The organism is Micromonospora sp. NPDC047467 (assembly GCF_040643095.1).
GTDB lineage: Bacteria > Actinomycetota > Actinomycetes > Mycobacteriales > Micromonosporaceae > Micromonospora.
Window position 1 is genome coordinate 86,577 of sequence record NZ_JBEYTO010000006.1, and the last position, 26,133, is coordinate 112,709.

General features: G+C 73.6%; 21 protein-coding genes. 10 read left to right on the forward strand and 11 right to left on the reverse strand.

Features of this window, described 5'->3' with window-relative positions:
- Nucleotides 1-9 precede the first annotated feature (9 nt).
- The 7 genes from ABZ780_RS18085 to ABZ780_RS18115 all read right to left on the reverse strand — a co-directional run bounded on the left by ABZ780_RS18085 (nucleotide 10) and on the right by ABZ780_RS18115 (nucleotide 8,137).
- Nucleotides 10-1,611, reverse strand: coding sequence for a carboxyl transferase domain-containing protein (locus ABZ780_RS18085; RefSeq protein ID WP_357486710.1), 1,602 nt, complete (start codon nucleotides 1,609-1,611; stop codon nucleotides 10-12).
- Nucleotides 1,608-2,804, reverse strand: coding sequence for an acyl-CoA dehydrogenase family protein (locus tag ABZ780_RS18090; RefSeq protein WP_357486712.1), 1,197 nt, complete (start codon nucleotides 2,802-2,804; stop codon nucleotides 1,608-1,610). The genes ABZ780_RS18085 and ABZ780_RS18090 overlap by 4 nt, the downstream gene beginning before the upstream one ends.
- Nucleotides 2,801-4,501, reverse strand: a complete 1,701-nt coding sequence (locus ABZ780_RS18095; protein WP_357009779.1) for an acyclic terpene utilization AtuA family protein — start codon at nucleotides 4,499-4,501, stop codon at nucleotides 2,801-2,803. The genes ABZ780_RS18090 and ABZ780_RS18095 overlap by 4 nt, the downstream gene beginning before the upstream one ends.
- Complete coding sequence (locus ABZ780_RS18100) at nucleotides 4,498-5,295, reverse strand: TIGR03084 family metal-binding protein (protein ID WP_357009782.1); 798 nt, start codon at nucleotides 5,293-5,295, stop codon at nucleotides 4,498-4,500. The genes ABZ780_RS18095 and ABZ780_RS18100 overlap by 4 nt, the downstream gene beginning before the upstream one ends.
- A gap of 37 nt (nucleotides 5,296-5,332) precedes the next feature.
- Nucleotides 5,333-5,938 (reverse strand): helix-turn-helix domain-containing protein, encoded by a 606-nt coding sequence (locus tag ABZ780_RS18105; protein ID WP_357009785.1) that lies wholly within the window; start codon nucleotides 5,936-5,938, stop codon nucleotides 5,333-5,335.
- A gap of 642 nt (nucleotides 5,939-6,580) precedes the next feature.
- A complete protein-coding gene (locus ABZ780_RS18110; protein WP_357009787.1) occupies nucleotides 6,581-7,324 on the reverse strand; it encodes a metallophosphoesterase family protein in 744 nt (247 codons plus the stop codon).
- A 135-nt stretch (nucleotides 7,325-7,459) separates the two neighbouring features.
- Complete coding sequence (locus ABZ780_RS18115; RefSeq protein ID WP_007466162.1) at nucleotides 7,460-8,137, reverse strand: Crp/Fnr family transcriptional regulator; 678 nt, start codon at nucleotides 8,135-8,137, stop codon at nucleotides 7,460-7,462.
- A 144-nt stretch (nucleotides 8,138-8,281) separates the two neighbouring features.
- Between ABZ780_RS18115 and ABZ780_RS18120 the strand changes: the two genes are divergently transcribed.
- From ABZ780_RS18120 to ABZ780_RS18145, 6 genes are all read left to right on the forward strand, one after another.
- On the forward strand, nucleotides 8,282-8,944 hold the full coding sequence (locus ABZ780_RS18120) for an adenosylcobinamide amidohydrolase (protein ID WP_357009789.1): 663 nt from the start codon (nucleotides 8,282-8,284) through the stop codon (nucleotides 8,942-8,944).
- 56 nt (nucleotides 8,945-9,000) lie between these two features.
- Complete coding sequence (locus tag ABZ780_RS18125) at nucleotides 9,001-10,179, forward strand: CapA family protein (RefSeq protein ID WP_357009792.1); 1,179 nt, start codon at nucleotides 9,001-9,003, stop codon at nucleotides 10,177-10,179.
- Nucleotides 10,180-10,220: 41 nt separating this feature from the next.
- Nucleotides 10,221-11,009: an endonuclease III gene (gene nth / locus ABZ780_RS18130; protein ID WP_357009794.1), complete on the forward strand. Its 789-nt coding sequence runs from the start codon at nucleotides 10,221-10,223 to the stop codon at nucleotides 11,007-11,009.
- The gene (locus ABZ780_RS18135; RefSeq protein ID WP_357009797.1) at nucleotides 11,006-11,671 is read left to right on the forward strand and encodes a TlpA disulfide reductase family protein; all 666 of its coding nucleotides are present in this window, start codon (nucleotides 11,006-11,008) and stop codon (nucleotides 11,669-11,671) included. Before nth ends, ABZ780_RS18135 begins: the two co-directional genes overlap by 4 nt.
- The gene (locus ABZ780_RS18140; protein WP_357009800.1) at nucleotides 11,668-12,360 is read left to right on the forward strand and encodes a CoA pyrophosphatase; all 693 of its coding nucleotides are present in this window, start codon (nucleotides 11,668-11,670) and stop codon (nucleotides 12,358-12,360) included. The genes ABZ780_RS18135 and ABZ780_RS18140 overlap by 4 nt, the downstream gene beginning before the upstream one ends.
- Nucleotides 12,361-12,423: 63 nt before the next feature.
- Complete coding sequence (locus ABZ780_RS18145) at nucleotides 12,424-13,602, forward strand: MarP family serine protease (RefSeq protein WP_357009803.1); 1,179 nt, start codon at nucleotides 12,424-12,426, stop codon at nucleotides 13,600-13,602.
- Nucleotides 13,603-13,615: 13 nt separating this feature from the next.
- On the opposite strand, the gene ABZ780_RS18150 is transcribed toward ABZ780_RS18145, so the two are convergent.
- From ABZ780_RS18150 to eccCa, 3 genes are all read right to left on the reverse strand, one after another.
- The gene (locus ABZ780_RS18150; RefSeq protein WP_357486714.1) at nucleotides 13,616-14,362 is read right to left on the reverse strand and encodes a phosphatase PAP2 family protein; all 747 of its coding nucleotides are present in this window, start codon (nucleotides 14,360-14,362) and stop codon (nucleotides 13,616-13,618) included.
- Between the two features lie 43 nt (nucleotides 14,363-14,405).
- Entirely contained in the window at nucleotides 14,406-15,740 is a 1,335-nt protein-coding gene (gene mycP, locus ABZ780_RS18155; RefSeq protein ID WP_357486716.1) for a type VII secretion-associated serine protease mycosin, read from the reverse strand.
- Between the two features lie 74 nt (nucleotides 15,741-15,814).
- Nucleotides 15,815-19,792: a type VII secretion protein EccCa gene (eccCa, locus tag ABZ780_RS18160; protein ID WP_357486717.1), complete on the reverse strand. Its 3,978-nt coding sequence runs from the start codon at nucleotides 19,790-19,792 to the stop codon at nucleotides 15,815-15,817.
- A 101-nt stretch (nucleotides 19,793-19,893) separates the two neighbouring features.
- On the opposite strand from eccCa, the gene eccD reads away from it, so the two are divergent.
- A complete protein-coding gene (gene eccD, locus ABZ780_RS18165) occupies nucleotides 19,894-21,297 on the forward strand; it encodes a type VII secretion integral membrane protein EccD (RefSeq protein WP_357009815.1) in 1,404 nt (467 codons plus the stop codon).
- A gap of 31 nt (nucleotides 21,298-21,328) precedes the next feature.
- Here eccD and ABZ780_RS18170 read toward each other — a convergent pair whose 3' ends face one another.
- Nucleotides 21,329-21,835: an inorganic diphosphatase gene (locus tag ABZ780_RS18170; protein WP_357009818.1), complete on the reverse strand. Its 507-nt coding sequence runs from the start codon at nucleotides 21,833-21,835 to the stop codon at nucleotides 21,329-21,331.
- Between the two features lie 714 nt (nucleotides 21,836-22,549).
- Between ABZ780_RS18170 and dacB the strand changes: the two genes are divergently transcribed.
- The 3 genes from dacB to tilS all read left to right on the forward strand — a co-directional run bounded on the left by dacB (nucleotide 22,550) and on the right by tilS (nucleotide 26,127).
- The gene (dacB, locus tag ABZ780_RS18175) at nucleotides 22,550-23,956 is read left to right on the forward strand and encodes a D-alanyl-D-alanine carboxypeptidase/D-alanyl-D-alanine-endopeptidase (RefSeq protein WP_357010710.1); all 1,407 of its coding nucleotides are present in this window, start codon (nucleotides 22,550-22,552) and stop codon (nucleotides 23,954-23,956) included.
- A 94-nt stretch (nucleotides 23,957-24,050) separates the two neighbouring features.
- Entirely contained in the window at nucleotides 24,051-25,121 is a 1,071-nt protein-coding gene (locus ABZ780_RS18180; protein WP_357009821.1) for a zinc-dependent metalloprotease, read from the forward strand.
- 10 nt (nucleotides 25,122-25,131) lie between these two features.
- Complete coding sequence (gene tilS, locus ABZ780_RS18185) at nucleotides 25,132-26,127, forward strand: tRNA lysidine(34) synthetase TilS (protein ID WP_357009824.1); 996 nt, start codon at nucleotides 25,132-25,134, stop codon at nucleotides 26,125-26,127.
- The last annotated feature ends 6 nt before the right edge of the window (nucleotides 26,128-26,133 follow it).

Sequence of the window (26,133 nt, forward strand, 5' to 3'; positions counted from 1 at the left end):
GCTCACGGGCTACATCCGGAAGACGCCGAAGCCATCGGCGCCCTTCACCGGGCCACTGTGGATCGCCGAGAGGCAGAGCCCGAGGACGGTCCGGGTGTCGCGCGGGTCGATCACCCCGTCGTCGTAGAGCCGGCCGGAGAGGAACAGCGCGCCGGACTGCGACTCGATCTGCTGCTCGACCATCATTCGCATCGCCGCGTCGGAGTCCTCGTCGTAGTCGCGCCCCCGCGCGGCGGCGGCCTGCCGGGCCACGATGGAGAGCACACCGGCGAGCTGCGCCGGACCCATCACCGCCGACTTCGCGTTCGGCCAGGTGAACAGGAACCTCGGGTCGTACGCCCGGCCGCACATGCCGTAGTTGCCGGCCCCGTACGAGGCGCCCAGGTTCACCGTCAGGTGCGGCACCGTCGAGTTGGACACCGCGTTGATCATCAGTGCGCCGTGCTTGATGATGCCGCGCTGCTCGTACTCGGTGCCCACCATGTAGCCGGTGGTGTTCTGAAGGAAGATCAACGGGGTGTTCGAGGCGTTCGCGAGCTGGATGAACTGCGCCGCCTTCTGCGCCTCCTCGCTGAACAGCACACCCCGCGCGTTGGCCAGCACACCCACCGGGTAGCCGTGCAGCTCGCCCCAGCCGGTGACCAGCGCGTCCCCGTACGCCGGCTTGAACTCGTCGAAGTCGCTGCCGTCCAGGATCCGGGCCAGCACCTCGCGGGGATCGAACGGCACCTTCAGGTCGCCGCTGACGATGCCGAGCAACTCCTCCGGGTCGTACTTCGGCGGCTGCGGCACGGCCGTACGCGGCGACGGGCCCACCTTGTGCCAGTTGAGGCGGCGGATGCACTGCCGAGCCAGCCGGATGCCGTCGCGCTCGTCCTCGGCCAAGTGATCGGCCAGTCCAGACGTGCCGGCGTGCATCGCCGCCCCGCCCAGCGACTCGTCGTCGGTGACCTCGCCGGTGGCCATCTTCACCAGCGGCGGCCCGGCCAGGTAGACCTGTGACCGGTCCCGAATCATGATCACGTGGTCGGACATCCCCGGCACGTACGCGCCACCCGCTGTGGCGTTACCGAAAACCACGCTGACCGTGGGGATCTTCGCGGCGGAGAGCCGGGTCAGGTCCCGGAACACCCGTCCACCCGGAATGAAGATCTCCGCCTGGGTGGGCAGGTCCGCGCCCGCCGACTCGACCAGGTTGACCATCGGCAGCCGGTTGGCCAGGGCGATCTCGCCGGCCCGCCGGGTCTTGGCGAGGGACCACGGGTTGACCGCGCCTCCGCGTACCGTCGGGTCGTTGGCGACGATCAGGCACTCCACGCCCTCGACCACGCCGATGCCGGTGACCACGCTGGCGCCTACCGGGAAGTCCGTGCCGTACGCCGCCACCGGCGACAGCTCCAGGAACGGGCTGTCGGCGTCCACCAGCAGGTCGATCCGCTCCCGGGCCAGCAGCTTGCCCCGCTTGTGGTGCCGGGTCACGTACTTCTCGCCGCCGCCCGCGCGGGCCTGGTCCAGCGCCGCGTCCAACTCGGCGAGTCGGTCCAGCAGCGCCGCCCGGTTCGCCACGAAGCCGGGCGCGGACGGGTCGGCAGCGGTGTCCAGTGTGGTCACAGGCCCATCCCCTTCACGATGATCTCGTTCATGATCTCGGTGGCGCCGCCGCCGATCCCGAGGATCCGGGCGTCGCGGTAGTGCCGCTCCACCTCGGCGTCACGCATGTAGCCGAACCCGCCGTGCAGCTGCAACGCCTGGTCGACGACCTGATCGCAGGCGGCCACCGCCACGTTCTTGGCCATCGCCACCTCGGTCACGACCGGCTCACCGGCCGCCACCCGAACCGCGACCTCGTGCACGTACGCCCGGGCCGCCTCGGCGCGGGTGTGCATCTCGGCGAGCCGGTGTCGGACCACCTGCCGGCTGACCAGCGGACGGCCGAAGGTCTCCCGGTCCCGGCACCAGCGCACCGTCAGCTCGACGCAGCGCTGCGCGGTGGCGTACGCCTGGGTGGCCAGCGAGAGCCGCTCGGCGGCGAAGTTCTGCATGATCGCCAGGAAGCCGGTGTCCTCCGCGCCGATCCGGTTTGCCACCGGCACCCGCACGTCGACGAACGACAGCTCGGCGGTGTCCGAGCAGTGCCAGCCCAGCTTCTCCAGCCGACGTCCCACGGTGAACCCGGGGCTGTCCTTGTCGATGACCAGCAGGCTGACCGAGCCGCTGCCAGGGAAACCGGTGCAGACCGCCGTGGTCACGAAGTCGGCCCGATGCCCGCTGGTGATGTACGTCTTCGACCCGTTCACCACGTAGTGGTCGCCCTCGCGGCGGGCGGTGGTGCGGATGCCGGCCACGTCCGAACCGCCGTCCGGCTCGGTGATCGCCAGCGCCCCGATCATCGTGCCGGCCAGGGTCGGCCGGACGTACCGCTGGATCAGGTCGTCGTCGCCGGGCGTCGAGGTGCCGCCGAGCCGGCCGACCAGCGAACCGCCGATGCCCACGCCCGCCGCCGCGACCATGTGCGGCAGCGCGATGCCGTGCGTGAACAGGGCCGCGATCAGGCCGGACGAGCCGCCGGAGCGGATCACCTCCTCCGTCACGATGATCGAGTCGAGCAGGTCGCCGCCGCTGCCGCCGACCGACTCGGGGAAGCCGACGCCGAGCAGGCCGAGCTTCGCGGCGGTGGCGTGCAGGGCTCTCGGCACCTCGCCGGCCCGCTCCCAGTCGTCCAGGTGTGGCAGCACCTCCTGGGTCACGAAGGCCCTGGTCAGCTCGCGCAACTGCCGCCGTTCCGGAGTGTCCACGATGCTCATGCCACCTCCCCATCGTTGGCCGCAGGGTCGATCGACAGGTCGGCCGGCAGGTCGACGAGCCGGGAGCGCAGCAGCTCGCCGAGCGCCTTGGCCTGCGGATCGAACCGGGTGGACGCGGCCACTCCCGCCCCGAGCAGGCCCTCGATCACGAAGTTGACCGCACGGAGGTTCGGCAGCTCGTAGCGCCGCACCACCAGCGGCGCGGTCTCCGGCAGCAGCTCGGCCAGCCGCTCGACGGTCAGCCAGCCGCGCAGCCACGCGTACCCGGCATCGGAGCGCGCCCAGACACCGAGGTTGGCGTCGCCGCCCTTGTCCCCGGAGCGAGCGCCGACCAGTTCGCCGAGCGCCCCGCGTCGGGTCGGGCCGTCGACCGCGGTCGCGTCGCCCGGTGCCGCCTCGGTGTCCGGGACGGGCGTGGGCGCGGTGTGGCTCGGGGGAGCGATCGGTACCCGTGCGCCGCCGGGCAGCACCGCCACGTGCGCCACCGCGTCCTGCGGCACGGCGTCGGAGGTGAAGACGCCGTACGGTGTCGCGTCGCCCGGCAGGGTGGTCAGCGTGCAACCCGGGTACGAGGCCAGGGCCAGCTCCACCGCGGCGGCTGAGAAGGCCCGGCCGGCCCGCGTCCGGTCGGTGTCGCGCAGGTGGACGTGGAGCAGGGCGCTGGCCGCCTCCGTGTCGGTGGCGTCCGGGTGGTCGGTCCGGGCCAGCGTGAACTCCAGCCCCTCCTTGCCGACCGCCTCCTCCATCTGCCCCCGCACCAGGGCCGCCTTCGCCTCGATGTCCAGCCCGCAGAGGACGAAGGTCATCGAGTTGCGGAAGCCGCCGAGGTTGTTGACGCCTACCTTCAACGTGGCGGGCGGCGGAGTGCCCCGGACGCCGGAGACCCGGACGCGGTCCGGCCCATCGGCGTGAAGCGTTACCGAGTCCAGCCGGGTGACCACGTCCGGCCCCAGGTACGCGGGCGAGCCGACCTCGTAGAGCAGTTGGGCGGTGACCGTCTCCACCGTGACCGCACCGCCGGTGCCCGCATGCTTCGTGAGCACCGCGGAGCCGTCCGGGTGCACCTCGGCGATCGGGAAACCCGGCCGGCGCCCTCCGTCGGGCAACTCGGTGAAGAAGCTGAAGTTGCCGCCGGTGACCTGCGCGCCGCACTCGAGGAGGTGCCCCGCGACAGTCGCGCCGGCCAGCTTGTCGAGGTCGTCACGACCCCACCCGTACCGGGCGATCGCCGGACCGACGACCAGCGACGCGTCGGTCACCCGGCCGGTCACCACGACGTCCGCCCCGGCGTCGAGGCAGGCGGCGATCCCGAACGCGCCGAGGTAGGCGTTCGCGGTCAGCGCGTCGGGCCGCTGGAGCGCGTCGCCCTCGACGTACCCGACCCGCACCGGCACGCCCAGCCGACCGGCGAGGGCTTCGATGGCGACGGCCAGGCCGGCCGGGTTCAGCCCGCCGGCGTTGGTCACGATCCGCACGCCACGGTCGAGGGCCGTGCCGAGGCAGGTCTCCAACTGGCGCAGGAAGGTCTTCGCGTACCCCAGGTCGGGGTCGCGCAGCCGATCGCGGCCGAGAATCAGCATCGTCAGCTCGGCCAGGTAGTCACCGGTCAGCACGTCCAGCTCGCCGCCGTCGATCATCTCCCGCCAGGCGGTGAACCGGTCGCCGTAGAAGCCGGAGGCGTTGCCGATGCGGATCACGCCAGGGCTCCGTTCCGGCTGGCCGGCTCGCGGCCGGCGCCCGGCGGGCCGGCGAAGGCCTGTGCCACGTCGAGCCACTCGTCGGCGACCGGGCCGCTTGCCAGCAGGGCGAGGTCCGCGCGGTGCCGGCGCTGGGTGACCAGCAGGCAGAAGTCCCGAGCCGGGCCGGTCAGTCGGTCGGCGGCGTCCGCCGGACCCCAGGCCCACGTGTCGCCGCTCGGCGCGGCCAGCTCGACCCGGACCGGCGCCGTCGGAACCGGTCGGCCGTGGGCGGCAAAACCGTGCCCGAGGGTACGCACGCCCAAATGCGCCACGTGCCGGAGCCGGTCCGAGGCAGGGCGGACGACACCGAGCGTGTCGGCCACGTCCTCGCCGTGTGCCCAGGTCTCCATGATCCGGGCGGTCGCCATGGAGGTGGCTGACATCCGGGTGCCGTACCAGGGCAGTTTCTCGCCGGCCGGAACCACCGCGAGCGCGTCGTTGAGGGCTGCCCGGCCGGCCCGCCAGCGGGCGAGCAACTCTGCGGGCGGGGCGAGGAACTCTTCAGCGCCAGCGTCGACCAGCCGGGACGGGTCCGGCGCGGCCAGCACCGTCGCGTAGAACGCCTCCGCGTCGGTGGCGGCCAGCACCGCCACGTGGTCGGTCCAGGCGAGGTGGGCGATCTGGTGGCCGATGCTCCAGCCCGGTGCGGGGGTCGGCCGCGCCCAGTCGCCCGCCGACAGGGGTGCCACCAGAGCGTCCAGTTCAGCGGACTCAGCGGCGAGGTCCGCGAGTAGGTCGGTGAGGTCGACCATGGTGCCTCCGGTCGGTGCGGGCCGGTGCGGCCGGTGGTCAGGGGGTGAGCAGGGTGGCGAGTTGGCGCTTCCAGGTGACGAGCAGGGCGGTGCGACGGGCCGAGTCGTCGCTGAGCAGGTTGGCCACGCCGAGTCCGCGGAGCAGGTCGAGGGTGGCCTGCACTGCCTCCCGGACGCCGGGTCGGCGCTCGTCGACGCCGAGCAGCGAGAGGGTGAGCCGGTGCATCTCCCGACCGACCATCGCCTCCAGCGGCATAAGGGCGTCGCGAAGCTCGCGGTCGGTGCGGGCTGCGACCCAGAGTTCGAGTGCGGCGACGAAGAGCGGCCCGGTGAACGCGGCGGCGAGCAGATCGATCACCCGGTCCAACCGCTGCGGGCCGGCCGGCAACATCTCCGCCTCGGTGCGCAGCTCGTCGGCCCGGCGCTCGGCCAGATGGGCGACGGCGGCCGTGACCAACGCGGCCTTCGTGGGGTAGTGGTGCAGCTGCGCACCACGCGAGACACCGGCCCGGGCGGCGACGACGGTGGTCGTGGTGCCGGACCAGCCGTGCTCGATCAGGCAGTCGACGGTCGCCTCCAGCAGGCGGGCCTGGGTGAGGCGACTGCGCTCCTGCTGCGGGACACGGGTCGATGCGGCGGCCATGCGGGACAGCCTGCCGGCTCAGAAACAAACAGTCAAGACTGACTTTTTCTGGGTGCTCGCGTTACGGGGTGGGGCGGTGGAACGGTGGGGCCGGTGCGTGGTCGCGGCGTGGCACCGCCCCAAGGGTTGGGTGCAGTGTGGTGGCGCCCTTTGGAGCTGATGTCACAAACGAGTCATCGGCCGGTGTGGTCCGCGCGGACTCATCTACTGGTCGCGTCGGAGCGGTTGCGTCGGCGTGGCCGACAGCGCGTCGCACGAGCGTGGCGGTGTCGGGTTGGTCGCGTCGACCTGGTCGCGTCCCTCAACTCCGTTACGACCCGGGTCACCGCACCGACCGTTGGGCAGCCAGGCCTGGCAGTGTCGGCCCGGTCGGGTCGGCCTGGTCGGGTCGGCCTGGTCGGGTCGGCCTGGTCGGGTCGGCCTGGTCGGGTCGGCCTGGTCGGGTCGGCCTGGTCGGGTCGGCCTGGTCGCGTCGGCCTGGTCGCGTCGGATTGATGTCGCCCGCTGATGTCGCAAGCGATTCAGCTCCAAAGGCCCCCAGCATGGACCCCACCCGCTGCCTCGGCGGCGGTCGCGACGGCTGCCGTCGCGGGGACGGCCGTCGAGGACTGCTGCTTTGACGGCCGTTGCGGGGGTCACTGCTCAGCGGCCGTCGCGGGGGCCGAAGGCGGCCAGCGCGTCGGCGTCGCTGTGCTGGGAGCGCAGGTACTCGTCGACCCAGGCAGCGGCGTCGGGGAAGGTCGACTCGGCTGCTACCCGGGCGCAGGCCGCGTCCACGTCGAAGACGGTACGGCGTAGCTGCACACCTGGCCCGAGCAGTGCCCACCACGCACCCGTACCTCCGTACGGTATGCCGATGCTTCCAGGGTTGACCACCAGGCGTCGGTCGACCAGCCGGGTGAAGGGCATGTGGGTGTGACCGCAGACCACCGTCGAAATCTCGGCCGGAAGGTCGGCGAAGACCTCCGACCAGCGCTCCATCCGGGAGTCGACGAGCACGACCTCCTCGTCGTCGCGGGGTGTGGCGTGGCAGAACAGCGTCTGGCCGAGACCATTGATCTCGAACGTGGCGGTTGTCGGCAGCCCGGCGAGGCGGGTGAGTTGGTCGTCGCGGAGTTGCCCGGCGGCCCAGTTCGACACCTCGATCGAGGCGGGCCGGCCGGCTCGTGCCTCGACCAGTTCGCGGTCGGCGTTGCCTCCCACCCAGCATGCGCGATCACCGAGGCCGGCGAGCACGTCCAGCACCTCGACCGGCTGTGGGCCGGCCGCGATGTCGCCGGTGAGCACGATCAGGTCAGCGGTGGCGACGTCCGGCTCGGCCAGCACGGCCTCCAGCGCGGGCAGCACTCCATGGATGTCGGAGAGCACGGCAACCCGGTTCAGCATCCCCCCACCCTCACCGCCGCGCCGGCCGGACGCCAGCGATTCTGCGCCGGGCAGACCGCCGGGCAGAGCACCGACACGCCGACCGGCCCGGACCGCCGAGGGCGATCCGGGCCGGGGAGATACGGCGGTCAGGGGTCAGACGCGGGCGCGACGGGCCAGGCGCTCCGGGTCGAGGATGATGATGCTCTTGCCGTCCAGCCGCAGCCAGCCGCGCGAGGCGAAGTCCGCCAGCGCCTTGTTGACCGTCTCCCGGGAGGCGCCGACGAGCTGGGCGATCTCCTCCTGGGTGAGGTCGTGGGTCACCCGCAGGACGCCGCCGTCGCGCGTGCCGAACCGGCCGGCCATCTGGAGCAGGTTCTTGGCGACCCGGCCCGGCACGTCCGTGAAGATCAGGTCGGCGAGCGAGTCGTTGGTCCGGCGCAGTCGCCGCGCCAGCACCCGGAGGAGCTGCTCGGCGATCTCCGGGCGGTTGTTCAGCCACGGCCGCAGGGCCTGCTTGCGCAGCCGTACCAGCCGGGTGTCGGTCACCGCGGTGGCGGTCGCCGTACGCGGACCCGGGTCGAAGAGCGACAGCTCACCGACCATGTCCGACGGCCCCATCACCGCGATCAGGTTTTGCCGGCCGTCGGCCGCCCGGCGGCCAACCTTGATCTTTCCGGACAGCAGGATATAGAGGCTGTCGCCGGGCTCGCCCTCGTTGAAGACGATCTCGCCCTTGCGGACCTCGATCGTCTCCATCTCCTTAGCGAGCGCCTCGGCAGCTTCCGGGTCGACACCCTGGAAGATCCCGCTGCGTGCCAGTACCTCATCCATCACGCACCTCCGGTTGCGCGTGCCGTCCGTCGGCCCGGGGCCGCCGTCCGCTGATCCCCTCGCGCGCCGCCAAGTCTAGGCGCACGTGAGCATGAATCAGAGGTCGCCCCTGGAATCCTGATCGGTGGGCGTAACCTGCCCGACGTGCTGAGCGATCCGAGTCTGACCAGCCGCGTCGAGGACGGGCGGCGTATCCCGCTGCTCGTCTGGCGCGCCGACGGGCCGCTGCGGGCGGTCAGCAGTGGCCCGCTCGGCGGTGGCATCGGCGTCCGGCGCTGGGTGTTGAACGCGACGGTGCCCATGTCGTACGACCGGGACGACCCCGCCGCCCACCTGGCCGCGCTCGCCACGGACCTGGCCCTCGACGGGCCCGGGGTCGGCCTGCTGACCGGCGTCGACGTGGCCGAGGTGGTGGCCCGGACCGACACCGGCGTGCGGGCCTGGGCGACGGTCGGGCTCGGCACCCCGGTGCTCGCCGCCGCGCCGGCCGCCGACGCGCTCACCCAGCGCGTCGGCACGGTCAACATCGTGGTGTACGTGCCGGCGCGGCTCGCCGACTCCGCTCTGGTCAACGCCGTGGCCACCGCCACCGAGGCGAAGACCCAGGCGATCAGCGAGCTGGGGCTGCCGGGGACCGGCACCCCCACCGACGCGGTCACGGTGCTCTGCCCGGTGGACGGGCCGGAGGCCACGTACGGCGGGCCGCGCTCCACCTGGGGCGCCCCGCTGGCCCGAGCGGTCCACGCTGCGGTGCTCGCCGGCGGTGACCGGCCGGTCGTGCCCTGGTCAGACCAGCTGACCGGCTGAAGTTCCGACCGATCGGCCCTCGTCGGCGCGTTTACGGGCCGGTAGGGTCGCGGGCGATGTACGCTACCGCCCCCCTCGCGTCCCGCCCGCGTCGCCGCGTCGCCCTCGGCCTCGCCGCGCTGCTGGCCGCCCTTCTCGTCACCGGTTGCGCCGAGGCCGCTGAGGCTCCGGTGTGGCAGCCGGGCGTCGGTGGCGGTGGCACCGGAGCGCCGGTGGCCACGGCCGGCCCGAAGGCCAGCGGTGACGCCTCGGCCGCCAGCGGGGGTGACGCCATCTCGTTGTCCGCGACCGGCGACATCATCATGGGCAACGCACCGAACCGGCTGCCCGCCGGCGGCGGTAAGGGTTTCTTCGACTCGGTCACCCAGGCACTCAAGGCCGACCTGGTCATGGGCAACCTGGAGGAGCCGCTGACGGTGGACACCGGCACCGGCAAGTGCGGGGCCAACTCGACGCGCTGCTTCCAGTTCCGGGCTCCACCGGAGTACGCCGCCCACCTGCGTGACGCCGGCTTCGACCTGCTCAACCAGGCGAACAACCACGGCTACGACTACGGCCCCAAGGGCTACGAGAACACCCAGCAGGCGCTGGAGAAGTACGACCTGCAGCACACCGGGGCGCCGAACCAGATCACCGTGGTCGACGTCAAGGGTGTCAAGGTGGCCGTGGCCGGCTTCTCGTCGTACGTCTGGTCGAACAGCCTCGTCGACATCGCCAAGGCGAAGGCGGTGGTCGCCAAGGCCGCCACGATGGCAGACCTGGTCGTGGTGCAGGTGCACATGGGCGGCGAGGGGGCGGACAAGACCCGCGTGAAGCCGGGCACCGAGATGTTCCTGGGCGAGAACCGGGGCGACCCGGTGAAGTTCTCGCACGCCATGATCGACGCTGGCGCGGATCTGATCGTCGGGCACGGGCCGCACGTGCTGCGCGGGGTGGAGTTCTACCAGGGGCGCCTGATCGCCTACAGCCTGGGCAACTTCGCCGGTGGCGGCAACTCGCTGAGCAACGCCGGGCGGCTCGGCTGGGGCGGGGTGCTGAAGGTGTCGCTCAAGCCCGACGGCAGTTGGGCCGGCGGCTCGTTCACCTCGACGTACATGAACTCCGCCGGCAAGCCGACGATGGACCCGAACGACCGGGGTCTGGGCCTGGTCACCGAACTGAGCCGCACCGACTTCCCGAAGACCGGCGCCCGGTTCGACACCGACGGCAAGATCTCCGCGCCGACGGCCGGTTGACCCGAGCAGGAACGTCCGGGGGGCGACGTAGGCTGGCCGTCGTGACCAGTAGCCCTCCCGGTGCCAGCGAGACCGACCTCGGGCGCAAACGCCGTGCCCGCAAGATCGGCCGGGTGCTGGCCGAGACGCACCCCGACGCGCACTGTGAGCTGGACCACTCCAATGCCCTGGAGCTGGCCGTCGCCACCATCCTCTCCGCGCAGTGCACGGACAAGAAGGTCAACGAGGTCACCCCGAAGCTCTTCGCCCGCTACCCGAGTGCCGCCGCTTACGCCGGTGCCGACCGGGGCGAGATGGAGGAGCTGATCCGGCCCACCGGCTTCTACCGCAACAAGACCGACTCGCTGCTCAAGCTCGGGCAGGCGCTCGTCGAGCGGTACGACGGCGAGGTCCCCGGCCGGCTCGCCGACCTGGTGACGCTCCCCGGGATCGGCCGCAAGACCGCCAACGTCATCCTCGGCAACGCCTTCGACGTCCCCGGGATCACCGTCGACACGCACTTCCAGCGGCTGGTGCACCGGTGGCAGCTGACCACCGAGACCGACCCGGTCAAGATCGAGCACGCGATCGGCGCGCTGTACGACAAGCGTGACTGGACGATGCTGTCGCACCGAATCATCTTCCACGGGCGACGGGTCTGCCACGCCCGCAAGCCGGCCTGCGGCGCGTGCACGCTCGTGAAGCTCTGCCCCTCCTACGGCACCGGCCCGACCGAGCCGGCCGCCGCCGCCAAGCTGCTCAAGGGCCCTCGGGCACGGGACCTGGCGGTGGCCGCCGGGGTCGACCCGGAGCTGGTGCCCGCCCAGGCGGTCGCCGCGGAGGTGCCGTGAACCGGCGTCTCGCCCTGCTCGCCCTGCCGCTGCTGTTGGCCGTCGCCGGCTGCACCGGAGGCACGGCCGACGACGACCCCGCGCCGAGGCGGGCCGCCGCCGAGCGCCCGTCGCCGTTCCGGGACTGCGCCGCGCTGGGCACGTCGCCCACCGCCGCGCCGTCGACCCCCGCGTCGCCCGGTGCCGGCACGGCGGCCCCCGCCACACCCGGCTCGGGCACGTCGACGGCACCTGGCGGGGTGGCGCTGCCGGAGCTGACCCTGACCTGCTTCACCGGCGGTGCGCCAGTCGCGCTGCGCGACGTGGCGGGGCCGGCCGTGATCAACGTGTGGGCCTCCTGGTGCCCGCCGTGCCGCAAGGAGCTGCCCGCCTTCCAGCGGCTCAGCGAGCGGGCTGCCGGCCAGCTCCAGGTGGTCGGCGTGAACAGCCGGGACAGCCGCGGCGGCGCGCAGTCCATCGGTGAGGACTTCGGCGTACGGTTCCCGATCCTGGTCGACCAGGGCGAGGCGCTGCAACGGGGACTGAACCGCAACGCCATCCCACTGACCCTCTTCGTCGACACGCAGGGCCGGATCCGGCACATCGATGCCACCGGGGCCCTCGACGACGCCCAGCTCACCACGCTGGTCCGCCAGCACCTCGGCCTGGCGGTGCCGGCGTGACCGGCCGACCGCCGGGCTGGTTCGAGCCTCTGCTGGCCCGGCTGGGCACTGCCCGTGCCGAGGACTTCACCCGCCTGACCACCCCCGCCGAGGGTGGCCGGGAGAGCGCCGTGCTGGTGCTGCTCGGCGAGCAGCCCGGCGTGGGGCCCGACGTGCTGGTTCTGCAACGGGCCGCCAACCTGCGCAACCACGCCGGCCAGCCCGCCTTTCCCGGCGGTGCCGCCGATCCCGAGGACGCCGACGTGCGCGCCACCGCGCTGCGCGAGGCGAACGAGGAGGTCGGCCTCGACCCGGGCAGTGTGACAGTGCTGGCCGAGCTGCCGAAGCTGTGGATTCCGGTCAGCGACTTCGTGGTCACCCCGGTGCTGGCCTGGTGGCACGACCCGCACCCGGTGCACCCCCGGGAGCCCGCCGAGGTGGCGCACGTGGCCCGACTGCCGGTCAGTGAGCTGGTCGATCCGGCCAACCGGATGCTTGTCCGCCACCCCAGCGGTTGGATCGGGCCGGCGTTTTCGGCGCGCGGCATGCTCGTCTGGGGTTTCACCGCCGGGGTGCTGGCCACCCTGCTGGAGATGGGTGGCTGGGCCCGCCCGTGGTCGCGGAAACGGGTGGTCGAGTTGCCGCCCAGCGGGGCGACCCCGGCGCCGTCGGCCGGCACCGACGAGGTCGACGAAACCGCCCTGCGCTGACCACGCGGTCACCTTCCGCAAGCGATGGTCATCTGGCGGGCGCGCTGCCCGTACGCTTGACCCGTGTCCGTCGTGGATCTCGTCCTCCTGCTGCTCATGCTCGTGTTCGCGATCAGCGGATACCGTCAGGGTTTCGTCATCGGCATCACGTCGCTGTCCGGGTTTTTCCTGGGTCTGCTGCTCGGCCTCCAGGTCGGGCCGCTGTTCGCCCGGCAGTTCGTGGATGCCGGCACCCGCGTGCTGATCTCCCTGGTGGCGATCTTCGGGCTGGCGGTGGTCGGGCAGGCGCTCGCCGGCTGGCTCGGCTCGCACCTGCGCAAGACGATCACCAGCGACGTGGGCAGACGGATCGACGACGTCGGTGGGGCCTTCGTCTCACTGTTCGCGGTGCTCCTGCTCGCCTGGCTGGTCGCCGTGCCGCTCGGCTCGTCCTCGGTCCCCTGGCTCGCGTCCGCGGTGCGCAACAGCGCGCTGATCACGGTGGTGAACGGTGTCCTGCCCGAGCAGGCCCACCGGCTCTCCACCGCGCTGGAGGACACCGTCGACACCGACGGCTTCCCGGACGTCTTCGGCGACCTCGCGCCCACCCGGGCCCGGCAGGTCGACCCGCCCGACCCGGCGTTGGCCGGCTCCCAGGTGGTGGTCAACGGCCAGCGGTCGGTGGTCAAGGTGCTCGGTTCCGCGCCGAGCTGCTCGCGCCGCATCGAGGGCTCCGGCTTCGTCTACGCCGACGACCGGGTCATGACCAACGCGCACGTGGTCGCCGGCACCCGATCGGTGGCCGTGGAGCTGGGCGGCGAGCGGTACGACGGTCAGGTGGTGGTCTACGACCCCAACCGGGACCTGGCCGTGCTGCTGGTGCCGGGGCTGCCCGGCCCGTCGCTACGGTTCGCCGCCGGCAACGCGGGCAGCGGATCGGACGCCATCGTGCTCGGCTTCCCGCTCGACGGCCCGTACAACGCGCAGTCGGCGCGGATCCGCGACGTCGACAAGATCAAGGGGCCGGACATCTACTCCTCCGGCGACGTCACCCGAGAGGTCTACACGATCCGGGCGCTGGTGCGCAGCGGCAACTCCGGCGGCCCGCTGCTCTCCGCCAACGGCCTGGTGCTCGGCGTGATCTTCGCGGCGGCGGCGGACGACCCCAACACCGGCTTCGCGGTGACCGCCGCCGAGGCCCGCCCGGTGGCGCTGGCCGGTGCCGAGCGCAACCGTGCCGTCGCCACCGGCGAGTGCACCTGAGCGTCGAGCGACGTCAGCTCGGGCCACCCGCGGCTTCGCCGGGTGCCGCCCGCCAACTCGTGAACGCGGCAGTGGTCGCCGCGAGCACCGCCACACCGAGCATCCAGCCGCCGATCACGTCACTGGTGAAGTGCACGCCGAGCGCCACCCTGCTCAGCCCGGTAACCACGGTGACCAGCACGGCGGCGACCCAGAGCGCGACCCGCGAGACTCCCCGCCCGGCGTACGGCAGGAACACCAGCAGGAGCACCCCGGCGGCCAGGGTGGCGTTCAGCGCGTGCCCGGAGGGGAACGAGTAGCCGGCGGCCCGTGCCACCGGGTCGAGCAGTTCCGGCCGGTCCCGGCCGACGAGCAGTTTGAGCAGCGGACCGAGCGACCCACCGACCACCATGGTGGTCGTCACCCAGAGGGCCAGCCGGCGGGCACCCCGACGCAGCAGCCAGATCACCACGAGCAGGGCGGCGGCCCGCAGCGGCATGGGCGCGAACACCTCGGTCCAGATCCGCATCAGCGTGACCCAGGCCGGGTGGTCGAGCGCGTAGTCGTGCAGCGCCTCGGTGACCGTCGTGTCCAGCCGGTGCAGCGGCGCCCAGACCCCCAGCACCAGGAGGGCGAGCAGGGCGAACGGCACCAGCACCAGGAACGCCGCCGTCGCCGCCAGGGTCAGCCGCAGGCCGAGTGCCTGGTCCGGGTCCAGACGGCGGCGCCGCCAGGACGGATGCCGGGCGGTGTCGAGGGTACGAGTGCCGGACGTACTCATGGGAAGGGTTCTACCCCGCTCGGCCGGTGATCAGCCCTGCCGATCAGCGGGCGCGCTGACGGAACCGGCGCACCATCAGGGCCGCGCCGGTGATCAGGGCGGCCAGCAGCACAGCCCCCGTCCACAGTTGCTCGGGCGCCGAATCGTCCGGCACGCCCGCAGCCCGGGCCGTCCACCCCGTCTGCTGCCGTGGCGCGGTGAAACCGAGCGGGTCGCTGCCGGCACCCTCCACCGGGTCGTCGTCGGCGGAACCGGGGGCCGGGCCGAAGCCGACCACACCGGGCGACGTCTGATCGTCCAGCGGGTTGGCGGTCACCGACGGCACCTGAGCGGTCAGCGCGGCCACCGGATCGACCACCCCGTACCCGAAGCGGTCGTCGCGGCCGGTCGGGCCGAGGTCCCGGGCGGTGGCCAGCAACCGGTTGACCACCTCGCCCGCGGACATCTGCGGATAGTGGGACCGGACCAGCGCGGCGGTGGCTGCCACAAGTGGAGCGGCGAAGCTGGTGCCCTGCACCCGCCAGTACCCGGTGGGAGGTCGGGCGCCGACCAGGCCGGTGGCGGGGGCGGTGAGCACCGTGGCCCGGCCGGTGATCGACCCGGACCACAGGTTGTCGCTGCTGCCCTCCAGTCCGGCGACCGCGATCACGCCCGGCTCGCGGGCCGGGTACCACACCTTCGAGTTGGTGGAGGTGGCCAGGTTGCCGGTGCAGGCGACCACCACCACGTCCCGGGCGAACGCGTAGTCCAGAGCCGCCGCCAAAGCCGGGCTGTCGCCGCTGCCGCCGAGCGACAGGTTGATCACGCGGGCACCGTTGTCGACCGCCCAGCGAACCCCCTTGGCGACGATCAGGGCGTCGTCGTAGCGGTTCTCCTCGTCGAGCACCCGGACCGGCAGGATCCGGGCGTCCGGCGCCAGGCCGACCACACCCCGCTTGTCGTCCTTGCGGCCGGCGATCAGGCCGGCGACTGTCGTGCCGTGCCCCACCGGATCCGGGCCGGCGCCGCCGGCGGGACCAACGAGGTCGACGCCGTTCAGCACCTGGCCGACCAGGTCGGGATGGGTGCCGTCCACTCCGGAGTCGACCACCGCGACTGTCACGCCCCGGCCGGTCGAGGTGCGCCAGGCCGTCTCGGCTCGCAGCTCGTCGAGCTGCCACTGCTCGTCGCGGACCTGGTCGGTGCGGGCCACGGTGTCGCCGGGGGCGAACGCCATCGGTGCGCCGGCGAGCTGTCCGCCAGTGGTGGGCGCCGTGACGGGTGCGGCGGCCGGGGCCGTGACGGCGAGCGCCGCCACCACACCGAGCAGCGCCCGGCCGGCGACCCTGCGGGCCGCTGCCGGACAGCTGTGCCGAACCCCAGTCACATCCCCAGCCATTCACCCCGACGGAACCATGACGATCGGAGATTACCGGTTTCCCCACCCGTCTCGGGAGGAACTACGAAGACAGGTCATGGCGGCGGCAGTTGGGCGAGCTGAACGAGGCGTACGCCCTCCCGCCGGGTGACCAGCCGGCCACGGCCCGGTGGCAGCGGCCCGGGCCGTACCGGCCCGACGAGAGCGCCCTCGTCGGGGCTGCCCGCCATCACCAGACCGGCGGTCGACAGTTCCCGTAGCCGCTGCACGATCGGCTCGTACTGGGCCCGGGCCGCCCCACCTGTTCGGCGGGCCAGCACCAGGTGCAGCCCGACGTCCCGGGCGTGCGGCAGGTGCTCCTCCAGCGCCCGCAACGGGTTCGCCGGACCGGCCGCCACCAGGTCATAGTCGTCGACCAGCACGAACAGCTCCGGCCCCGACCACCAGGACCGGTCGCGCAACTGCTGCCCGGTGACCTCCGGACCGGGTGCCCGCCGCTCCAGGTATCCGGCGGCCGACTCGACCAGGTCGGCGGTGTGCGCCGCTGCCGTGCCGTACCCGATCAGGTGCGGCGTCTCGATGGCGTCGAGCAGACTGCGCCGGTAGTCGACCAGGATCACCCGGGCCTCCTCGGGCGTGAACCGGGTGATGATCGAGGTTGCCAACGCCCGCAGGAACGAGGACTTGCCGCACTCCGCGTCGCCGAAGACCACGAAGTGCGGTTCGGTCGCGAAGTCGAGCAGCACCGGGCTCAGGTCCGCCTCGGCGATCCCGATCGGCAGCCGCAGGCCGGTCGTCGCGGTGAGGTCCAGTTCGGCGTACGGGAGCACCGGCGGCAGGAGCCGGACCCGGGGCGCCCGAGGGCCTGTCCAACTGTCGGCGACCCGCTTGACCAGGTCGGCGGTGTCCCCGCTGTCGGTGCCGAGCTGCGGCAGCGCGGTGAGGAAGTGCAGGCCCTCTGCCGTCACCCCCCGACCGGGTTGCTCCGGCACGTTCGCCGCCGCTCTGCGCGCCACCAGCGAGTCCGCCGGGTCACCGAGTCGCAGCTCCAGCCGGGAGCCGAACAGGTCCCGGATCGCCGGGCGGAAATCCAGCCAGCGCAGCGCAGTGGCGACGACGTGCAGCCCGTACGACAGACCCCGGGTGGCCAGGTCGGTGACCAGGGGCTCCAGGTCGTCGTACTCGCCACGGACGGTGCTCCAACCGTCGATCACCAGGAACACGTCGCCGAACGGGTCGGCCCCCGGCTGGCTGGCCGCGCCCACCGCGGCCCGACGCTGCCGGTACGCCGCCATCGACTCCACGCCCAGCTCGCCGAAGCGACGCTCCCGCTCGGCCAGCAGGGTGGTCATCTCGCCGACGGTTCGCCGAACGGCGGTCGGGTCGGCGCGGCCCGTCACCCCGCCCACGTGCGGCAGGTCCCGCAGTGCGGCCAGGCCGCCGCCGCCGAAGTCGAGGCAGTAGACCTGCACCTCGGCGGGGGTGTGGGTGAGCGTCAGCGCGCAGATCAACGTACGCAACACGGTGGACTTGCCGCTCTGCGGCGCCCCGATCACCGCGATATGCCCGGCCGCACCGTCCAGCGCCAGCCAGAGCAGGTCCCGGCGCTGCTCCAACGGCCGGTCCACCACGGCCACCGGCACGCCGAGCGCGCCGTGCAACTCGGGGTTGCTCACGGTGAGCCCGCGCGTCGCGTCCACCTCGACCGTGCCGAGCAGTTCGTCCAGGGCCGGCGGCGGGCCGAGCGGCGGGAGCCAGACCTGGTGCGCGGGCGGACCCTGCCCGGCGAGCCGGTCGACCAGCAGGTCGAGCAGAGTCTTCCGGCTGCTCACGTCCTCGGCCACCATCGGTAGGGCCGGGGTGGCCGACTCGGGCAGCGGCACGGTGTGGGTGGTGAAGGTGAGCAGGCGGACGCCCCCGTCGGCTGCCGTGCCCGCCGACGCGGCCCGGCGGCGGACCGCGCCGGAGACGTACGCGGCCTTGAACCGGGCCAGCGGATCGGTGCCGGCGCGCAGAAAGCCGTGGCCCGGTGAGCGGGGCAGCTCGTGCGCGTCGGGCACGCCGAGGACCGTGCGGGACTCCAGCGCGGAGAAGGTGCGCAACCCGATCCGGTACGACAGGTGGGTGTCGAGCCCACGCAGCCGGCCCTCTTCCAGTCGCTGGCTGGCGAGCAGCAGGTGCACGCCGAGCGACCGGCCCAGCCGGCCGATCTGCACGAACAGGTCGATGAAGTCGGGCTTGGCGGAGAGCAGCTCGGAGAACTCGTCGCAGATCAGCAGCAGCGACGGCAGTGGGGCGAGGGGGGTGCCGGCCGCCCGGGCACGCTCGTAGTCGCGCACGCTGGCGAAGTTGCCGGCCCGGCGCAGCAGCTCCTGCCGGCGGACCAGCTCGCCGTTGATCGCGTCGACCATCCGATCCACCAGGGGCAGCGCGTCGGCCAGGTTGGTGATCACCGCGGCGGTGTGCGGCAGCCGGTCGAACGGCGCGAAAGTGGCACCACCCTTGAAGTCGACCAGGACGAAGTTGAGCTGCTCGGAGCTGTGCGTGGCGGCCAGCCCCAGCACCAGCGTGCGGAGCAACTCGGACTTGCCGGAGCCGGTGGCGCCGATGAGCAGGCCGTGCGGGCCCATCCCGTCCTGGGCCGATTCCTTGAGGTCCAGCTCGATGGCACCGCCGTCGGCGCCCACCCCGATCGGCACCCGCAGCCGGTCCCGGGCCGAGCGCGGCGCCCAGCCCTGCTCGGCGGTGAAGCTCTCCGGGTCGCCGACGCCGAGCAGTTCCGGAAGGCCCAGCTCGGCCTGGAGCGGCGCGTCCGGGCCACGGGCCGTGCCGGCCAGTCGGAGCGGCGCCAACCGTCGGGCGACCGCCTCGGCGTCGGTCAGGTCGAGCTGGTCGGCGGTGCCCACCTCGGCGTGCCCTTCGATCGACCAGGAGTGCAGTCGCCGGCCGCGCAGCTCCAGCAGCAGCGCGTACCGGTCGAGCAGGCGGGGCGGTGGGGTGTCCAGGTCCAGGACGGTGACCGCGTCGATGCCGCCGTCACCGGTCAGATCGCTGGCGCCGGTCAGGTCGCCGCCGTCGAGGACCACCACCACGTGCGGGCCGTCGGTGGCCGGGCCGGACGGACTGAACCGGGAGCGGCTGGCCAGCACGTCGCCGAGCAGCCGTTCCAGTTCGGCGGCCGAGGTGGTGACCAGCCGCACCGGGCCGAGCGCGTCGGTGCGGCCGGGGTGGTGCGCGTGCGGGAGCCACTTCACCCACTCCCAACTGGCTCGGCGTTCCGGCCCCGCGCAGATCGCGATCAGCAACTCGTCGGAGGCGTGGAAGACGGCCAGTTGGGTCAACACGGCCCGGACCAGGGCCTGCGCCGCCGGGTCGCCGTCGGGCGGCCGGCCGGTGCCCGACCCGCCGCCGGTGCCGCTGCGCACGTGCACCCGGGCGAAGCTGCGCAACGACAGGGCCACCGGCAGTTCCGGCACCACGGAGTACGCGTCCAGGAAGCGGCGCAGCGCGCCCGCGGTCATCGGCTCCAGCTCCTCCAGGGGCCGGGTGACCGGTGGGACCAGCGGGGTGGCAAGCGTCTGCGGCCCGACGGCGACCCGCACGACCGCGAAATCCGGGTCGGCGGGACGCCGCTCCCAGACCCGGTGACTGTCCACCGTCGACCAGAGGCGGCCCGGATCCGGGTGTCGGTAGTAGAGCCCGGCCCGCTGCTGCCCGGCGGTCTGCCGTACCCGGCGGCGCAGGGTGGCCAGGTGACGCAGGTACTCCCGGCGGGCCGCCATCATCTCCGACTTCTTCGGGGTGCCCGAGGCGCTGCCCCAGGAGGTCACCAGCATCGCCAGCGAGGAGAGCCCGAACATCCCGCCGACCACGTACGAGTAGGCGCCGCCGCCCCGGCCGAACATCATCGCCATCGCCACCGTGCCCCCGAGCATCGGCAGCAGCATGAGCATCTGCTGCCACCGCCCGCCGGTCACCGCGGGGATCTCCGGGGGCGCCTCGACCGGCAGTTCACCGACGGGTATCTCCGGTGCCGGCCGGCGGGGCGGGCGCTTGATGATGACGGTGGACACTCGGCCTCCTGACAGCGCTGGGTAACCCGAGCCTGGCTCATGGTAGGTAAAGTCCTGTCGTCCGCGCAGCCTCCGATCCCCCTCGATATGGAGACCAGTCGATGACAACCGGGCTGGCCCGCGTCACCATCAGCGCGCCGCAACGGCGGGTGGACGTCGCCCTGCCGGAGCAGACACCCCTGGCAGAGCTGCTGCCCGACGTGCTCCGACACGCCGGTGAGGGCCTGGCCGACGACGGTGAACGGCACGGCGGCTGGGTGCTGCGCCGCACCGACGGCGCGCTGCTGGCGACCGCCCAGGCACTGCTGCCGCAGGGCGTCCGCGACGGTGAGGTGCTGCACCTGGTGCCGGCCCGCGCGCACTGGCCCGAGTTGGAGTACGACGACGTGGTGGAGGCGATCGCCGACGGGGCCCGGCGTCGCGGCGGTGCCTGGTCGCCCACCGCCACCCGCGTGGCCGGTCTGGCCGGTGCCGCCGTGCCGCTCGCCGTCGGGCTGCTCGCCCTGCTCGCCGTCGGACCGACGCACCGCAGCGGTTGGCTCGTGGCGACGGTGGTGGCTCTGCTGCTCACCGTGGCCGGCGCGGTCGCCTCCCGGGCCAACGGCGACGGCACGGCCGGGGCGACGCTCGGCGGCTACGCCCTGCCGTACGCGTTCGTGGCCGGCGCCCTCGCGGTCGGCTCCGGCGATCCGGTCGGGCCGCTCGGGCTGGCGCGCTGGGTCGGCGCGCCCGAGTTGCTGGCCGGCTCGGTGGCGCTGCTGTTGGTGGCTCTGCTCGGGCTGCTCGGGGTGGCCAGCCGACTGCGGGTCTTCGTGGCCGGCGTGACGGTCGGCCTGATCGGCGCCGGCGCGGCGCTCGGCGCGCTTCTGCTGACGCCGGCCGGCACGGCGGCGGTGCTGCTCAGCGCGCTGGTCTTCGCCGTAGGGGTGATCCCGTTGCTGGCGATCCGGCTGGGCAAGCTGCCGCTGCCACCGATCACCCTGCCGGCCGCCGCGTCCGCCGACGAGCCGGAGCGGGCCCGGGACCTGCCGGACCGGGGTCGGGTGCACGCGGCGGTCAGCCGCACGGAGGAGGTGCTGACCGGGATGCTGCTCGGGCACGCCCTGCTGGCGGTGGCCGCGGCCACCGTGCTCGGGGCGACCGGGGGTACGGCCGGGCGGGTGCTGGTGGCGGTGGTCTCGGCGGTGCTGCTGCTGCGGTCGCGGCTGTTCGTGGCCCTGCGGCACCGGGTGCCGACGGTGCTCGCCGGGCTGGCCGGCTACGCGGTGCTGGGTGCCGTGCTGGTCGATCGGGCCGACGACACCGGGCGGCTGGCGCTGGTCCTCGGCGGGGCGGCGCTGGGCCTGGTGGCCGTGGCCGCCGGCACCGGGTACGCGCGTCGGCCGGTCTCGCCGTACCTCGGAAGGGTCGCGGACCTCACCGACACGGCGCTGGTGGTCGCCGTGGTGCCGGTCGCCTGCGCGGTGCTCGACCTGTACGACCGGGCCCGGGGGCTGCTCGGTTGAGCGGCCCCCGGGCCCGGTGCGTCAGGGTGCGTCAGTGCAGGGTCTCGCCGCGCGCCTCGGCGTCGCGGGCCCGCTGGTACGAGGCGTGGATCTCGGCCTCGGCCTCGATGCGGCCGACCCAGGTCGCGCCCTCCACCGACTTGCCGGGCTCCAGGTCCTTGTAGACCTCGAAGAAGTGCTGGATCTCCAGCCGGTCGAACTCGCCCACGTGGTGGATGTCGCGCAGGTGCTCCTGGCGGGGGTCCTCGTAGGGTACGCAGAGGACCTTGTCGTCCCCGCCCTTCTCGTCGGTCATCCGGAACATGCCGATGGCGCGGCACCGGATCAGGCAGCCCGGGAAGGTCGGCTCCGGGACCAGCACCAGGGCGTCGAGCGGGTCGCCGTCCTCACCCAGGGTGCCCTCGATGAACCCGTAGTCGGCCGGGTACTGGGTGGACGTGAAGAGGGTGCGGTCCAGCCGGATCCGGCCGGTCGCGTGGTCCACCTCGTACTTGTTCCGGTGACCCTTGGGGATCTCAACCGTAACGTCGAAATCCATCTGCACGCTCCCTCGTCTGCCCATGCTGGCTAACGGATATCACTGACGGCTCCCCGGACAGGCGAATGCCCACCCGCCGACTCCGGCCGCCGCATAGTCTTCGGACCGAAGTAGTGTCACCCAAGCCGATTTTCGCTGGGGGAGGAGGGGGTCGTGGGGAGGGAAGATTCACACTACCGCCCGGACGGGGGCGCCGCGCGCGGTACCGGACGATCCGGCTCCGGTGGTGCCACCGGACGGGTTCCGGTGCCCGACGCCCACCTCCCTCGGGCTCCCGAGCCGACGTCTCCGGCGAGCCCGACGTCTCCGGCAAGCCCGACACCGGCGCCGGAGTCGGTTTCCGAGCGGCCTCCGCCGCTGCCGTGGCGTCCGCCCGGTTCGGCTCCCGCCGGGCCGAACACCGGCCGCTTCCCGGTCCTCGGCGGTGACCGGCCCACGAGCGCCCCGGCGGCGGGCCGCGCCACGGTGCCGACCAGCCCAGCCCCGGGTGGTGCTGCTCCGGCCAGCCCAGTTTCGGTCAGCCCGGCCCCCGCCAGCCCGGCCCCGGTCAGCCCTGCTCCGGTCAGCCCTGCTCCGGTCAGCCCTGCTCCGGGCGGACCGACGACACCCGGGGGCGTTCCACCGCTGGGCCCGCCGATCTCCGCGCTGCCGGCTCCGGCCGCTGTCGACCCGCCGCCCGCCGCGCCGGCCAGCCCGCGCCGCCGGGGGCGGCTCCTGGCCGTACTCGCCACGGTGCTGCTGCTGGTGCTCGCCGGCGTCGGCGTGGTCGTGGTCCGACCCGGGCCGGTTGCCGGCTGGCTGGGCGAGGACGTCGCGTCCGCGCCGACCGCAGCCGGCGCCACCCCGGAACCCGACCCGTCGGACGTGCTGGCCGGGCCGGACGCGAATGCTCCGCTGCCCACCCCCGATGGGGTACGAGCCGCGCTGGACCCGCTGGTCGGTGCGGCCGCCCTGGGTGACCGGGTGAACGTCTCGGTGGCCGACGTGACCTCCGGCCAGACACTGTTCGCCAAGGGGGCGGACGACGGGACGGTGCCCGCCTCGGTGACCAAGCTGGCGACCGCGGTGACCGTGCTGGCTGCCCGTGGCCCCGGCTACCAGATCCCCACCCGGGTGGTGGCCGGCACGAAGCCCGGCGAGGTGGTGCTCGTCGGTGGTGGTGACCCCACCCTCGCCGTGGACAAGAAGGGCTACTACCCGGGCGCGGCCCGCCTGGACGACCTGGCCGCGCAGGTGCGTACCGCGCTCGGTGGCACCGCCCCGACCAGCGTCACCGTCGACGGTTCGATCTACTCCGGCCCGGTGTACGGCCCCGGCTGGGATTCCGACATCCCCACCGGCGGCTACGGCGGCGCGGTGACCGCGCTGATGACCGACGGCGCTCGCAGGGACCCGGGAGCCGAGCCCGGCGGCGCCGAACGCGTCGCCGAGCCGGACCTCGCCGCGGGCCGGTCGTTCGCCCGGCTGCTCGGCGTACCGACCAGCACCGTCAAGCGGGGCACCGCCCCGGCCCTGTCGACCGCCGCCGGCGGCACCCCGCCGTCCGGCACTGAGCTGGGCACGGTGCAGTCCCCGCCGTTGATCCGGCTGGTGGACATCATGATCAGCGAGAGCGACAACCTGCTGGCCGAGGCGCTCGCCCGCCAGGTGGCGCTGGCCCGCAGCCAACCGGCCTCGTTCGACGGCGCCGCCGCCGCGATGGACGCGGAGGTGGCCACGCTGGGCCTGCCCGCCGAGGAGATCACCCTCTCCGACGGCAGCGGCCTGTCCCGCCGTAACCGGATCAGCCCGTCACTGCTGACCGACCTGATCCGGCTCGCCGCCAGCCCGGACCACCCGGAGCTGGCCGGCGTCTTCGGTGGCCTGCCGGTGGGCGGCTGGTCCGGCACTCTCGGCGACCGCTATCGAGGCGCTCCGGGCACCGCCGCCGGGGCGGGCGCCGTACGGGCCAAGACCGGCACGCTGACCGGGGTGCACGCCATCGCCGGCCTGGTCACCACGGCTGACGGCCGGCTGCTCACCTTCGCGGTGCTCACCGACAAGGTGCCCGGCGGCACGGACACCGCCCAGCCGGCGCTGGACCGGATCGCCGCGGCGCTGGCCGGCTGCGGCTGCCACTGACCCCGCCTCCGGCGTGGGTTCCGGCAGCCGCGACCGGCGTCGATCGCCGACGCGAGCCCGGGCCGGGGTGTCGCGGCGCGGGTACGGTGGGTCCATGGCGCAGTTCGTGGACTGGGATCTGGCCGCCGCCACCGCGGGGGCGTTGAGCAAGTCGGGCCCTCGGGTGTCGTACTCCGAGGCCACCGACGTGGTCGGCGACCTGCGTCGGCTGACCGACGAGGCGGCCGGGCACGTGGCCGACTACACGGGGTTGCGGGCGCAGGTAGCGCATCCGCCGGTCCGGGTGGTCGACCGCCGGGACTGGGCGGCCACCAACATCGCCGGGCTGCGTGAGGTGATCACTCCGCTGGTCGGCCGGCTCTCCGGTGACAAGCAGCCGGGCGTGCTGACCGAGGCGATCGGGTCCCGGCTGACCGGGGTGCAGGCCGGCACCGTGCTGGCCTACCTGTCCGGCCGGGTGCTCGGCCAGTACGAGGTCTTCTCCGCCGACCCGGGCCAACTGCTGCTGGTCGCACCGAACATCGTCGAGGTGGAGCGCAAGCTCGGCGCCGACCCACGGGACTTCCGGCTCTGGGTGTGCCTGCACGAGGTCACCCACCGCACCCAGTTCACCGCCGTGCCGTGGATGCGGGCGTACTTCCTCAGCGAGGTGCAGGCGTTCGTGGACGCCTCGTCCAGCGGCGGTGAGCACCTGGTCGAGCGGCTGCGGCGTGGCGTGGCGACGCTGTCCGACGCGGTCCGCGACCCGGAGAGCCGCACCAGCGTGCTGGACATCGTGCAGACCCCGGCGCAGCGGGCCGTTCTGGACCGGCTCACCGCGCTGATGACCCTGCTGGAGGGGCACGCCGAGTTCGTGATGGACGGCGTCGGCCCAACGGTGATCCCGAGCGTGGATCGGATCCGGGCGTCGTTCAACAGGCGTCGCGAGGCGGGCAATCCGCTGGAGAAGGCGATCCGCCGGCTGCTCGGGGTGGAGGTCAAGATGCGCCAGTACGCCGAGGGCCGCAAGTTCGTGCACGGCGTGGTCGAGCGGGTCGGCATGGAGGGCTTCAACTCGATCTTCAACTCACCGCTGACCCTGCCCCGGCTGTCCGAGTTGGGCGACCCGGACGCGTGGGTGGCCCGGGTGCACGGCCCGGCGGGCACCATCCCGGCTGCCGGCTGACCGTCCGTCGGTGGCCGCGCTCGCTCCGCCGGTGGCCGCGATCCGGGTGGCGGTCCGCCGCGCGCTGATCGGCCTGCCGTCCGACGGCGGCCCGGTGCTGGTGGCCTGCTCCGGTGGTGCTGACTCGCTCGCCCTGGCGGCGGCGACCGTGTTCGTGGTGCCCCGCCTGGGCCGGCCGGCGGGCCTGGTGACAGTCGACCACGGCCTGCAGGCGGGCTCGGCGCAGCGGGCGGAGGCGGTGGCCGCCTGGGCACGCGAGGCGGGGTTCGCCCCGGTGGCGGTGGCCCGGGTGGAGGTGGCCGGGCGTCCGGGTGGCCCCGAGGCGGCGGCCCGGGAGGCCCGCTACCAGGCGTTGACCGAGGTAGCCCGCCAGCACGGGGCGGTCGCGGTGCTCACCGGGCACACCCGTGACGACCAGGCGGAGACCGTGCTGCTCGCGTTGGCGCGGGGGGCCGGCCCGCGCGGGCTCGCCGGAATGCCCGTCCGGCGGGAGTTGGACGGCGTACCGCTGCTGCGCCCGCTGCTCGATATCGGCCGGGAACAGACCCGCGCCGCCTGCGCGGTGCTCGGTCTGAGCCCATGGGAGGACCCCCACAACACCGACCCGTCGTACGCCCGCTCCCGGGTGCGGGCCGACGTGCTGCCGGCGCTGGTGCGGGCGCTCGGGCCGGGTGTGGTGGGCAACCTGGCGCGTACCGCCCGGTTGGTGGCGGCCGACAATGCCGCCCTCGACGAGGTGGCGGCGGCGGCGCTGGCGGCGGCCCGGTGTTCCGACGGCGGGCTCTCCGTGCCGGCGCTGGCCGGCCTGGTGCCCGCCGTGCGTGGCCGGGTGCTGCACACCTGGGCGCGGGAGTTGGGCGCACTGCCGGGTGCGCTGTCGTACCGGCACGTGAACGCGCTGGACGCCTTGGTCACCGAGTGGCACGGTCAGGGCCCGGCCGACCTGCCCGGAGGGATCCGGGTGCTCCGCCGCGCCGACCGACTGGCGCTGGTGGACCCCACCTGACTGAGT